General features: G+C 36.3%; 11 protein-coding genes, 1 pseudogene and 1 riboswitch. Of the genes and pseudogenes, 3 read left to right on the forward strand and 9 right to left on the reverse strand.

Going from position 1 to position 12517, the window contains the following annotated elements; genetic code table 11:
- Positions 1 to 131: 131 nt before the first annotated feature.
- Both CKV67_RS07095 and CKV67_RS07100 read left to right on the forward strand, forming a co-directional pair.
- A complete protein-coding gene (locus CKV67_RS07095) occupies positions 132 to 1118 on the forward strand; it encodes an ABC transporter ATP-binding protein (protein WP_014092802.1) in 987 nt (328 codons plus the stop codon).
- A complete protein-coding gene (locus CKV67_RS07100) occupies positions 1115 to 2629 on the forward strand; it encodes an ABC transporter permease/substrate-binding protein (protein ID WP_014092803.1) in 1515 nt (504 codons plus the stop codon). Before CKV67_RS07095 ends, CKV67_RS07100 begins: the two co-directional genes overlap by 4 nt.
- Positions 2630 to 2670: 41 nt before the next feature.
- Here the strand turns inward: CKV67_RS07100 and CKV67_RS07105 are convergent, their stop codons facing one another.
- The 8 genes from CKV67_RS07105 to CKV67_RS07140 form a co-directional block, all read right to left on the reverse strand.
- A complete protein-coding gene (locus tag CKV67_RS07105) occupies positions 2671 to 3501 on the reverse strand; it encodes a hypothetical protein (RefSeq protein ID WP_014092804.1) in 831 nt (276 codons plus the stop codon).
- Positions 3502 to 3638: 137 nt separating this feature from the next.
- Positions 3639 to 4985 carry an Nramp family divalent metal transporter gene (locus tag CKV67_RS07110; RefSeq protein WP_014092805.1) on the reverse strand — a complete coding sequence of 449 codons (1347 nt, stop codon included), beginning with the start codon at positions 4983 to 4985 and terminating at the stop codon, positions 3639 to 3641.
- Positions 4986 to 5096: 111 nt separating this feature from the next.
- The gene (locus CKV67_RS07115; protein WP_003719721.1) at positions 5097 to 5768 is read right to left on the reverse strand and encodes an ABC transporter permease; all 672 of its coding nucleotides are present in this window, start codon (positions 5766 to 5768) and stop codon (positions 5097 to 5099) included.
- 14 nt (positions 5769 to 5782) lie between these two features.
- On the reverse strand, positions 5783 to 6709 hold the full coding sequence (locus CKV67_RS07120) for an osmoprotectant ABC transporter substrate-binding protein (RefSeq protein ID WP_014092806.1): 927 nt from the start codon (positions 6707 to 6709) through the stop codon (positions 5783 to 5785).
- A 1-nt stretch (position 6710) separates the two neighbouring features.
- Positions 6711 to 7367, reverse strand: a complete 657-nt coding sequence (locus CKV67_RS07125) for an ABC transporter permease (protein ID WP_025279934.1) — start codon at positions 7365 to 7367, stop codon at positions 6711 to 6713.
- Between the two features lie 3 nt (positions 7368 to 7370).
- Positions 7371 to 8564 carry a betaine/proline/choline family ABC transporter ATP-binding protein gene (locus tag CKV67_RS07130; RefSeq protein ID WP_014092807.1) on the reverse strand — a complete coding sequence of 398 codons (1194 nt, stop codon included), beginning with the start codon at positions 8562 to 8564 and terminating at the stop codon, positions 7371 to 7373.
- A 302-nt stretch (positions 8565 to 8866) separates the two neighbouring features.
- Positions 8867 to 9427 carry an energy-coupled thiamine transporter ThiT gene (gene thiT / locus CKV67_RS07135; RefSeq protein ID WP_025279935.1) on the reverse strand — a complete coding sequence of 187 codons (561 nt, stop codon included), beginning with the start codon at positions 9425 to 9427 and terminating at the stop codon, positions 8867 to 8869.
- Between the two features lie 70 nt (positions 9428 to 9497).
- A riboswitch (TPP riboswitch) is annotated at positions 9498 to 9607 on the reverse strand.
- Between the two features lie 68 nt (positions 9608 to 9675).
- Entirely contained in the window at positions 9676 to 10059 is a 384-nt protein-coding gene (locus CKV67_RS07140; protein WP_014092809.1) for an MmcQ/YjbR family DNA-binding protein, read from the reverse strand.
- A gap of 139 nt (positions 10060 to 10198) precedes the next feature.
- On the opposite strand from CKV67_RS07140, the gene CKV67_RS07145 reads away from it, so the two are divergent.
- The gene (locus tag CKV67_RS07145; RefSeq protein WP_014092810.1) at positions 10199 to 11800 is read left to right on the forward strand and encodes an ABC-F family ATP-binding cassette domain-containing protein; all 1602 of its coding nucleotides are present in this window, start codon (positions 10199 to 10201) and stop codon (positions 11798 to 11800) included.
- Positions 11801 to 11842: 42 nt separating this feature from the next.
- Here the strand turns inward: CKV67_RS07145 and CKV67_RS07150 are convergent.
- Positions 11843 to 12490: pseudogene (locus CKV67_RS07150) on the reverse strand (hypothetical protein).
- Positions 12491 to 12517 lie beyond the last annotated feature (27 nt).

A 12517-nucleotide genomic window follows, 5' to 3' on the forward strand; every position in this document is an offset into this window, starting at 1 on the left:
AGTGTTTTTTTATCCGCTTAGGAATAATTAATGGTAATTTAGGGTAATTGGAGGGTATGTTCTTGTGATTTAAAAGTAAAAACGTTATAATGTAGAACATATATTCGATTAATAAGGAAAGGGATGAAAAAATGATTCGTTTTGACAGTGTATCTAAAAATTATAATAATGATAAAACTGCTGTGAAGAATGTGACACTTGACATAAAAGATGGCGAATTCTTCGTTTTCATCGGACCAAGTGGTTGCGGGAAAACAACAACACTCAAAATGATTAACCGATTGATTCCTTTAACGACAGGAACAATCTATATCAATGAAAAAAGAATTAGCGATTACGATATTCATGAACTTCGCTGGGATATCGGTTATGTTTTGCAACAAATTGCTCTATTTCCCCATATGACCATAGAAGAAAATATTGCAATTGTGCCAGAACTGAAAAAATGGGATAAAGAAAAAATTCATGCTCGGATTACCGAGTTATTAGATAGCGTTGGACTTGATCCGGAAAGCTATCGCCACCGTAAACCAGCGGAACTATCTGGAGGAGAGCAACAACGAGTTGGAGTAGTTCGCGCGCTCGCGGCTGACCCTGGAATTATTTTAATGGATGAACCTTTCAGCGCACTGGATCCCATTTCAAGGCAACGACTTCAACAAGATATTTCGGCACTTCAAAAGAAAATCAAAAAAACGATTGTCTTTGTAACCCATGATATGCAAGAAGCACTTGCTCTTGGTGACCGAATTTGCGTGATGCAAGAAGGCGAAATTGTTCAAGTCGCTACACCACAAGAAATTATTAAAAACCCAGAGAATGATTTTGTTAAAGATTTCTTAGCTTCTGGTCATGCTTTTAATACACCCATTTTAGAAGGTAGTTTTACAGTGAATGATTTAATAGAAGCAGATTTATTTTATGACTACCAAACGAGCGACGGAACTCTTGGCATTTCTTTAAAAGAGCCGGTGGAGAATTTAATACGTCGTGTGGCGGAGGAACAATCTATTCCTGTTCTAAATGAAGCTTCGGGCAAATTCGTCGGAACCATTACAAATAAGCATGTAATGCAATTCTTAGCGCGCCACCTAGAAAGTTCAGGTGAGCTAGTATGAATACATTATTAAATACTTTTGAGGCTCGTAAAGATGAACTATTTACTGCCCTTGTTCAACATATTCAAATTTCGTTTGTTTCGCTTTTTATTGCTGTTTTAATTGCTTTACCACTTGGTATTTATTTAACTAGACATAAGCGACTTGCTGAGCCGATCATCCAAGTAGCAGCTATTTTTCAAACGATACCATCACTTGCCCTACTAGGTTTATTAATTCCACTAGTTGGTATTGGAATCGTTCCAGCGATTATTGCGCTTGTTATTTACGCTCTCCTTCCGATTTTGAGGAATACATATACTGGGATAAAAGAAGTTGACCCAGCCCTTGTTGAAGCTTCACGTGCAATGGGAATGAACAAATGGAAAAGATTATATAAAGTACAGCTACCTTTAGCTATGCCCGTTATAATGGCTGGTATCCGAACTGCGATGGTGCTCATTATTGGAACGGCTACACTTGCGGCATTAATTGGCGCCGGTGGTTTAGGGGACTTAATTTTACTTGGAATTGATCGTAATGATAATAGTTTAATTCTACTAGGTGCTATTCCAGCTGCATTACTAGCAATTTTGTTTGACTTTTTATTGCGGTTTCTTGAAAAAGCATCATTTAGAAGTACCATTATTACCATTTCTGCCGGGGTCCTACTCACAGCGGCAATCGTTGTTGTTCCGTACCTTACTTCTGACAAAAAAGAGATTACTATTGCAGGTAAACTAGGAGCCGAACCAGAAATCTTAATTAATATGTATAAAATAGTTATTGAAGATGAAACTGACTTGAAAGTTAATGTTAAGCCGAATATGGGTAAAACAAGTTTCGTATTTAATGCACTAAAATCTGGAGATATCGATATTTATCCAGAATTCACAGGTACGGTTTTGGAAACTTTCTTAAAGGTAAATGCCAAAACGCATAATCCTGAGAAAGTGTATGAGCAAGCTCGTGACGGATTAGCGAAAGATTTTGATATGGCTTATCTAAAACCGATGAAATATAATAATACTTATGCTTTAGCTGTTTCACCGGAATTTGCTAAGGAAAATAATTTAGAAAAAATATCTGATTTAGGTCCAGTAACGGATCAAGTGAAAGCTGGTTTCACTTTAGAATTTAAAGATCGCTCGGATGGGTATAAAGGAATCCAAGAAACCTATGGACTTACTTTCCCTAATTTAAAAACGATGGAACCAAAACTGCGCTATAACGCAATTAAGTCTGGCGATATTAATTTGCTCGATGCCTATTCAACAGACAGCGAACTAGCGCAGTATAAACTAAAAGTACTTAAGGATGATCAGCAACTCTTCCCTCCTTATCAAGGCGCCCCACTGCTGTTAAAAGAAACACTGGATGAACACCCAGAACTTAGAAAACCATTAAACAAACTTGCTGGTAAAATTACCGATGACGAAATGCGAAAAATGAATTATGAGGTCAATGTAAATGGTAAATCAGCTTATACTGTTGCTAAAAATTACTTGCAAAAACAAGGTCTAGTAAAATAAAAAATAAGCTAAGCGGAGTTGATACTGCGCTTAGCTTATTTTTATTGTCTAATTAAATTTTTCACTTTATTAATATTAGGTTTATAGAAACGACAATGTGTTTCAAATTCTTTGTTAAATTCACTAGCAAGCTGGGTTAAGGCTTGTCCGTGATCAAGCATTAATCCTTCCTCTAACAACGGTCTAAGTGAAATAATTTGATCAAATACGAGACCAGCATTTGTATCGCTTAGAACAGAAATAATTTTGCTTAATGCTTTTTGCTTTTCTAATGGTAATTCTTTTTGATGGAGATGAAACCATTTTGCTAACTGTTTCCGGTTTTTTCGCGTTGCTTCTAAATAAATAGTCTGAGCATAAGCAGCTTTAGCAAACATAATAGAAAGATTTTCAGCAGATTCCCAGTCCTCTTCCAAAATTTCACCTTGCATTTTAATTTTTTCGTTAAGTAATGTAATATCTTCTTGGTAAATATCCATTTTTCGTTGTTGTTGTTTATATACTTCCATTGCTAAGTTGAGCTCATCAATTGTTGGTTGCATTTGTTCGCCAAAAATTGTGTTATCGTTTAAAATTAATTGCGTTTGTTCGATTTTCTCGGCAATGATGCTATCGCGTTCTTTGACGACATGTGCGCGTTTGCCCAAGTATTCAAAATAAAAATTATATTTTTGAATGCGATTAACTACTGCTTTTGCTTCATTCATAGTTGCTGGTTCTTCTTTTGAGTTTAAGACAGTCACACCAGCTACTTTACTTAATTTAGTATAAATAATCACAGTAAATATTTCTCCACCCAAATCAATCGTGTATGGTAGTCTATGTTGCTGTTCTAAAAGTCGTTTATGTTGTTTTAATAATTTATCCGTCATCTTTATTCAACACCTTTACTACGCCATTAGTATAATATAATTTAATTATATAGCATAAAGATGAAAATTTCGAGGGAAAGAAATGAGAAAATATTTTTTAATAGTTTACATAATATTATTATTGTCTTCCTGATTAATTATAATGACGTTAAAGTATAAAATAATAAATAAATATTCAAAACAGCGATAAAAATTGCTACGGCCCAAGAAATAATTTTTAACCAAGGCGGATTAACAAAATCTCCCATTTTCCGTTTATCACTCGTAAACATAACTAGTGGAATGACAGCAAAAGATAATTGCATTGAGAGAATAACTTGACTAAAAATCAAAAGTTCATTAATTCCATTTGCTCCGTATAGTGCAGTAATAATAACGGCCGGAACAATTGCTAAGAAACGAGTTAGCAATCGTCGTACTACTGGTTTTAAACGGATATTTAAGAAACCTTCCATAACAATCTGGCCAGCTAGTGTCCCTGTTAAGGTTGAGTTTTGACCAGAAGCTAATAAAGCAACTGCAAAAACTGTACTCGCAATGCTACTTCCAAGTGTAGGATTTAATAACTTATAAGCATCTTCAATTCCAGCTACATTATTTTGTCCGGTTGTATAAAATGCTGCTGCTGCTAAAATTAAAATGGAAGCATTAATTAATAAAGCAATAGTTAATGAAAAAGTAGAATCAATAAAAGAAAAACGAATGGCTTCCTTCTTTCCTTCTTTGGTTCTAGCATATTGCCTTGTTTGAACAATCGATGAGTGCAAATATAAATTATGTGGCATTACTGTTGCTCCAAGAATTCCAAGTGCGATATAAAGCATCGCAGGATTGGTTACAATTTCCGCTTGGGGAATAAATCCTTTGGCAATGGCTTGTACATCAGGATGCGACATCACCATTTCTGCTCCGAAACAAACAAGTATTGTAACCATTAGAGTAATAACGATAACTTCTATGTAACGGAAACCTTTGTGTTGCAGGAAGAGCACAAGAAATATGTCAAGAGCGGTAATGCAAACACCCCAGATTAACGGAATACCAAATAGCAGATTAAGGGCAATTGCACTTCCAATTACTTCTGCAATATCTGTTGCAATAATGGCTAATTCAGCTAAAATCCACAAGACAAATCCAAATGGTTTGGAAAAACTGTCGCTAGAAGCTTGGGCCAAGTCGCGACCAGTAACAATTCCCAATTTGGATGCGAGTGATTGTAATAAAACAGCTAAAATATTAGAAATTAAAATAACAGAAAGTAAAGTGTAACCAAATTCAGATCCTCCGGCGATAGAGGTTGCCCAATTCCCTGGATCAACATAGCCAACTGCGATGAGTGCTCCCGGTCCCATAAATGCCAGTAATTTCCGGAAAAACTTCGCATCTTTTGGAATTGCTACGGAATTATTTACCTCGCTTAAACTGGGAGCATTCTGTGCTTTTCTCCAGCTTTCTTTTGTACGTTCTGCTTTCTCCTTTTTCATGCTCCCTGACCTTCTTTCGTTTATGGTAAAAAGTTTACTACGGGAAACATTTTTTGCCAAACGAAAAACACAACCTTTTTTGGAAATAATAGGTTGTGTTTTTCTATCAGACTATAGCGCTTCGGTAAGAGTTTTTCTTTTGTTCTTAACAGGATTTAATCTACGTTCCACCCAACCAAGTAATAAGTCAGCTAAAATAGCCATAACTGCGGTTGGGATTGCCCCAGCAAGGATAATCGCGGTTCCGTTAGTAGCGTTTGTACCACGGACGATGATGTCACCAAGTCCACCAGCCCCAACGAATGTCCCAATTGCTGCAACACCGATAGCAATAACTAAAGCATTCCGTATCCCTGCCATAATAACAGATAAAGCAAGTGGCATTTCGATTAAACGAAGAACTTGCCATTTCGTCATCCCCATTGCCTTGCCAGATTCAAGAAGTGCTCCATCGACGTTTCTAATGCCTGTATAGGTATTTTTTAATATTGGCAGTAAAGAGTAGAGGAATAAGGATAAAACGACTGTATTCGTCCCTAGACCCATGACAAGCATTAATACAGCGAGCATTGCCAAGGCAGGAATCGTTTGGATAATATTAGCAGTTTGAATGACCCAACCAGCTAAACGTTTTTTCCTAGCAATATATACTCCGAGTGGTATCGCTACGATTGCTGCGAAAATAACTCCGTAAGCACTCATTAAGAAATGCCGCCAGAACTCTTCCATGACGTAACTTCCATTTGTTTGATAATAGTCAATTAATTGTTTTAATGTGTCCATCTTTTGGCACCTCCTTAGTTATTACCTTCAAAGTAATTATTTTTTTCCAGGAACTCTTTTGCTACAATAGAAGGTTCTTTTAGTTCGCCATCTGCTGCGTAATTGAGTTTTTGCATTTGTTCTGTGGAAATTTTTCCTTTTAATTTGTTGATAGTTATTTTTAATTCAGGGTGTTTCTCCAAAATTTCATCTGTTGCAAGAGCAGAGGCATCATATGGTGGAAAGAATTTTTTATCATCTTCTAGTAACTTTAGATGATAAGTTGGTATACGGCCATCAGTGGAGTATCCGAGTGCCACATCCATTTGTTTGTTTTTAAGCGCGGTGTAAATCAAGCCAATTTGCATAGGGAAAATCTTTTTGAATTGGATATCATAAGCTTCAGAAAAGGCTTTATAACCATCGCCTTCACGTTCCATCCAAGAATTATCTACCCCAGCAGTTAATTGATCTTCTACTTTTCGCATATCACTTACTGTCGTTAAATTATATTTTTTTGCTGTATCTTGGCGAACCATAAACACATAAGTATTAGCAAAACCGTAAGAATCAAACCATGTCTGGTGGAAGCGTTCTTCAAAGCCTTTTTGGACAGCTGCTAGAGCTTTATCTGGGTCTTTGATTGCTTCTTCTCCAAGTGGTCCAACTAAATCTGTACCAGTGTATCTAGTGGCAGTAATATCTACATCTCCATTGAGCATTGCTTGGTGTTGAACGATGGTTGAACCTAAATTGTTAACTATTTCTACTTTTAGACCTGTATCATGTTCAATTAACTCTTTTAAAATGTTCGAAACAATTTGTGATTCAGTAGTGGCCATTGCGCCAATTCGAATCGTATCTTTGGAACCTCCTCCAAGTCCAGGTAAGGCACAGCTTGATAAGAAGAGCGAACTAGTTAGTAGCAACACACTCATTAAAGCAATTAGTTTTTTCTTCATGTCATTCTCCCCCTTCCCGAGCTTCACGGATGGCTTTAGGAGTTAAGCGATACTCCAGTTTTCCAAGCGCGAATTCTACTACAAGGGCTAAAATGGTAACCGGTATTGCTCCGCCAAGAATTAAATCAGGACGGTATAAATTCAGACCGTTAAAAATAAAGTCACCTAGTCCGCCTGCTCCAATATACGATGCAAGTGTTGCCCAAGCAATAACATAGACTGCAGATAAGCGAATCCCTGCCATAATAACGGAAATAGAGTTAGGAATTTCAACATTAACAATTAATTGCCAGTTTGTCATTCCCATACCTCTGCCAGATTCAATTAAATTTTTATCTACACCACGAACACCGATAAATGTATTACGTAAGATTGGTAACAGCGCATAGATAAATAACGCGATAATCGCAGGTAGCGTTCCTACTCCAAGAAATGGAATAATAAATGCCAGAATTGCAAGAGAAGGCACTGTTTGAAGAACACTAACCACACCGATAACAAAATTTGCTCCCCTTGGCGATCTAGTTAACAAAATCCCAGTTGGTACAGCTACTGCAATCCCTAAAATAACAGCAGATAAGGAGATGAATAAATGTTGCCATGTTTGAACAAGCAAGTTATGGCCGTTTTCTTGAAAAAAAGTAACAATAGCGTCCATAGCTTATCCCTCCTGCTTCGTTTCTGGTTCTGTCGTTTCGGAATCCGGTTGTTCCTCCTGATTTACTGATTCCGCGTCAAATGAACCCCAAATGGAATCATAGACAATGTCAACTAAACTAGCGCGTGTGACAATGCCGACTAATCGATTTTCTTTATCAACTACAGGAATATATTTGTAACCACGTTTTAAGATCCGCTGAACTGTATCGCGAAGTAACGTATCCTCGTGGACATAAAAAACATTTTTCTCAAGAATGTCCATTACTGAAGTCGCTGTACGACGATTTAAATCAATTTGTTCTACATCAATAAATCCTTTTAGTACATTCCCTTCATCTACAACAAGCAATGTATCTACGCGTTTCTCTTTCATGACTGTAATTGCAGCTTGCAAGGACTTGTCTGCTGTAATCGAAACTGGATTTGTATTCATAATTTGTGCTACTTGAGTTACATCCGGTTTTGCTTCAATTAAACGGTCTTTCCCAATAAAGTCTTCTACAAAGGAGTTAGCAGGATTACGTAAAATTTCATCTGGAGTATCAAATTGCACTATTTCCCCAGCTTTCATAATTACGATACGATCAGCTAGTTTTATAGCTTCATCCATATCATGTGTAACAAAGATAATTGTTTTACCAAGTTCTTTTTGTAAATTTTTGAATTCTTCTTGCAATGAATCACGTGTAATTGGATCTAGTGCCCCAAATGGCTCATCCATCAAAATTAAGTTTTGTTCTGCCGCAAGTGCGCGAAGTACACCAATACGTTGTTGTTGTCCACCACTTAGTTCATATGGGTACCGATCTAAAAATTCTTCTGGTAAATCTACCAATTTAATTAATTCTTTTGCACGTTCTTGTTTTTTCTCTTCGGACCATTTAAGTAATTTTGGAACGAGGACGATATTTTCTCGAATCGTCATATGTGGCATCAAGCCAATTTGTTGAATCACGTAACCGATAGAACGACGTAATTTAACAGGATCTTCCGCCATGATATCTTTATCATTAATGAAAATTTTTCCTTCAGTTGGTTCAATAAGCCTATTAATCATCTTCATAGTTGTTGTTTTTCCACAACCACTTGGACCGATAAAACAAACAAATTCTCCTTTATCGATGCTCAGTGTCAGATCATTAACAGCTTTTTTGCCCCCTTTATAAGTCTTCGTTACGTGTTCGAATTTTAACACGCTTATACACCTCCATTTTTTCTTTACCAATACCAAGAAATTTGGCAATCAATGAATCTTTTCCCTAACCATCGCGATTGAAACTTTAAAATACAAAAAAACAGCTTAAAAACAAGTGGTGCATTCAAACAGAAGTCGTTTACGAGTGGATTTCGTACTTGTGGCACGGGAAACATCGATGCTAAACTTGTCTTCGTAAAAATGAGCATTGTAATTAAACTGCAATATAGTATTCCTCTATTATAACATACTTATTTTTTGCAAAAAAAAGGACTGCCAGCAAATATTAGCAGTCCTTTTCCTTATTTTGGTAAGAATAATTTTGGTGAAGTTTTTAATAAAATGGTAATAACAATGCCAGCAACAGCTACAGTAGCAAGACAAGTAGCTCCATTCATCACGAGGGAAAATAATTGTGCCCCCCAACCTTTAAAGGCATACGCACCCCAAAATAACACACCGGCAACATAATGCCAAAAATACCTAGCCACACCACCGATAATCATCGTTCCCCAAGCCCACTGAATAGCTTTTTTTAATTGTCCAGCTGCTAAATTGCTTCGAACTTGCTTACTGAATACACCGCTAAAAGCAACAAAGCTAAAGGCGATAACATATTCAATCAATGCTTGAGACGGCATTAAAATATATGCTTTTCCTGTTAAAAAATGCAGTAATCCCCATAATAATCCGGCAAATCCTGCAGCCCAGAAACCACGACGAATAGCAATCACGTACATTGGTATCATTCCTAGTGAAATCGAAAAACTTGATCCGATGTCTAACGGGATAAAGCTCAGTACCATCGCAACAGCTGCAAAGATGGCGCACTCCAGTAAAATAATTAATCGTTTGTTCTGCATAAAAAAATAAACTCCCCTCTTCTTTTTGGTCAAAAAACGTACCCCAGAAGAAAGCAGTTTCTAATGTTAGAAATGCAATCGCCACAATCCCTACGCTCGTATTAACGAACAGGTTCAAAGGGTCAGAATCCAAAAACATGCGGATTCAATCTCAGCTAAGAAGCCCCCCCCTGTGGTAACGTCTATGAAATTATCGTACAACAATTATTATAGCATGCGATAGTTTTTTGTAAAGAATTTTTTCTTTTTTAGTCATTAGCAGAAAATCTTACTGTATTTTGCGCTTTTTTAGAGAGTTTTCGAAAAATAAGTTGATAACTGTTTTGAATTAAAGCAAATTCGGTTTCTGCTTCAACATCATATTGTTCATTAATAACAAGGGTAATCCAATGTTGTTTATTTAAGTGATAGCCTGGTTTAATATTACTATACTCCTCACGTAGTCTATCTATTCGCTCTGGCTGGCATTTCAAGCTGACATATAAATCACCATGATATAAATGAATCAAGGCAAATATTTTACCACCTAGAGTTAAGGCATGTATTTTTTTGTCAAACGGAAATGTTTCTTTCGCACCTTGTAAAGTTAAGCAAATCGCAACTTTTTCTTGTAAAATTGGTTGATAATCCACCTGGCTTCCCTCCTTGTTTTAGTATTATAACATTTATTTATGCGTGTATGCTTTCTTTGCATCACTAACCATGTTAAAATAGTAGTAATTGTGCTTTTTCTGAAATTAAGAGAGAGTAACTTAGTATTGGAGGAAGAAAATGTTAACTGTAAATAATGTCGGCTTACGCTACGGCGATAAAAAGCTATTTGAAGATGTTTCGATTAAATTTTTACCAGGAAACTGTTATGGTCTTATTGGAGCAAATGGTGCTGGTAAATCTACTTTCCTAAAAGTCCTTTCCGGCGAGCTTGATTCACAAAGTGGAAATGTGCATATTGGTTCAGGTGAGCGTCTAGCTGTCTTGCGTCAAGATCACTTCCAATATGATGAAGAATTAGTGTTGAATACGGTTATTATGGGACATGAACGTCTATATAAAATTATGGACGAAAAAAATGCCATTTACATGAAAGAAGATTTCAGTGATGCAGACGGTATTCGTGCTGCGGAACTCGAAGGCGAATTTGCGGAATTAAATGGTTGGGAAGCAGAATCCGATGCGGCGGTTTTACTAAATGGTTTAGGAATTTCTACTGACTTACACGGCAAGTTAATGAAAGATTTAACTGGTGGAGAAAAAGTGAAAGTACTTCTTGCGCAAGCATTATTTGGTAAACCAGATATTCTACTTTTAGATGAACCTACTAACCACTTGGACATTCGTGCTATTCACTGGTTAGAAGAATTTTTAATTAACTTTGATAATACTGTTATTGTCGTATCACATGACCGTCACTTCTTAAATAAAGTGTGTACGCATATTGCGGATCTTGATTTCAGCAAAATTAAGCTTTATGTTGGGAACTATGATTTCTGGTATGAATCCAGTCAATTAGCGCAAACAATGATGGGCGATCGTAATAAGAAAAAAGAAGAAAAAATGAAAGAACTACAAGACTTTATTGCCCGGTTTAGTGCAAATGCTTCTAAATCAAAACAAGCAACAAGCCGTAAAAAAATGTTAGAAAAAATTACTTTAGAAGATATTCAACCTTCTAGTCGCCGTTATCCTTTCATTCAGTTCAAACCAGAACGAGAAGTTGGTAATGATCTTCTAACTGTAACTAACCTATCTAAAACAATTGATGGCGTTAAAGTTCTTGATGACCTTTCTTTCTCCATCAACCGCAATGATAAAGTTGCATTAGTTGGGGATGATGAAGTAGCGAAAACGGTGCTATTTCAAATCCTTGCTGGTGAAATGGAACCTGACTCGGGTAGTTATAAATGGGGCATTACAACAAGCCAAAGTTACTTCCCGAAAGACAACTCCGAATTCTTTGAAGAAAATGATATGAGTCTTGTTGAATGGTTACGTCAATTTTCTCCAGAAGATGATAGTGAAGCTTTCCTTCGTGGATTCCTAGGTCGGATGTTGTTTAGTGGTGATGAGGTACTGAAAAAAGTTCGCGTCCTATCTGGTGGCGAAAAAGTTCGTTGTATGTTATCGAAAATGATGCTTTCTGGTTCTAATGTACTTCTTCTAGATGAGCCTACCAACCACTTGGACTTAGAATCTATCACAGCGCTTAACAATGGTTTAGAAGCATTTAAAGGAGCAATCATCTTTGCTTCTCATGACCATCAGTTATTACAAACAATTGCTACACGTGTTATCAACTTATCAAAAGAACAATTCTATAATAAAGAAATTTCTTATGATGAGTATTTAAAAGAAGTTATGAATGTAACGGAATAATTATCAAAAAGTCCTATCCCAGAATTTTGAGATAGGCTTTTTTTATTTTAATTCAATTTTTCCTGTGTCTGTTGTAAGGGGTGTTGAGGAATCTTTTAAATAACTTAGAAAACTATATGAAATCCAAGTAATATCAGAAACTTTGTCTAATTTTTCTACTGGAAAAACAATTTTTCCTTTGACCGTTTCTCCTGGCTGAATATCTGTCTTCTCAAATTCAGATAGAACAGCATCTCAACCATTAATCTCCATTTTGTTTGCTTCTAGTTGCCCTTGGTTTGGATAAGTCTCAAGTATTTTATCTGTATTATTGGTTATTTGTAAGGCTAACGTAATGCTACCAGGAACTGATTTCCCCTCAACCGTTGAATAGGTTTCTTTCTTTTCGACCGTGACGGAAGTAATTTTTTTCTTAAAATTATCTGCTGTATCTTCATAATTAACTTGATAAGTTTTCGTTTCTTCGGCTGTTTGGTTTGACCCTGCGGAAGAATAATTAAACACATCATTTTGGACTTGTTGGTAATGTGTAAAACTAACAATGATACCGATGATAGAACCAACTAATAACAGCATGCCAGCACTTGTTAAGATGGCGCCAATTTTCCGCTTAGCTGGGAAAAATAAAATCACGATACCTGCAATAAAAATGAAGAAAGCACATATTCCGGCAATAATCCAAATTTCCATCTATTTTGCTCCTTTTATGCGAATTTC

The organism is Listeria ivanovii subsp. ivanovii, from assembly GCF_900187025.1.
Lineage (GTDB): Bacteria > Bacillota > Bacilli > Lactobacillales > Listeriaceae > Listeria > Listeria ivanovii.

Excerpts from the sequence above, each read along its gene's own strand:
- CKV67_RS07095 (WP_014092802.1), top strand. The coding sequence starts at position 132 with ATGATTCGTTTTGACAGTGTATCTAAAAATTATAATAATGATAAAACT.
- CKV67_RS07100 (WP_014092803.1), top strand. The coding sequence starts at position 1,115 with ATGAATACATTATTAAATACTTTTGAGGCTCGTAAAGATGAACTATTT.
- CKV67_RS07105 (WP_014092804.1), bottom strand. The coding sequence starts at position 3,501 with ATGACGGATAAATTATTAAAACAACATAAACGACTTTTAGAACAGCAA.
- CKV67_RS07110 (WP_014092805.1), bottom strand. The coding sequence starts at position 4,985 with ATGAAAAAGGAGAAAGCAGAACGTACAAAAGAAAGCTGGAGAAAAGCA.
- CKV67_RS07115 (WP_003719721.1), bottom strand. The coding sequence starts at position 5,768 with ATGGACACATTAAAACAATTAATTGACTATTATCAAACAAATGGAAGT.
- CKV67_RS07120 (WP_014092806.1), bottom strand. The coding sequence starts at position 6,709 with ATGAAGAAAAAACTAATTGCTTTAATGAGTGTGTTGCTACTAACTAGT.
- CKV67_RS07125 (WP_025279934.1), bottom strand. The coding sequence starts at position 7,367 with ATGGACGCTATTGTTACTTTTTTTCAAGAAAACGGCCATAACTTGCTT.
- thiT (WP_025279935.1), bottom strand. The coding sequence starts at position 9,427 with ATGCAGAACAAACGATTAATTATTTTACTGGAGTGCGCCATCTTTGCA.
- CKV67_RS07145 (WP_014092810.1), top strand. The coding sequence starts at position 10,199 with ATGTTAACTGTAAATAATGTCGGCTTACGCTACGGCGATAAAAAGCTA.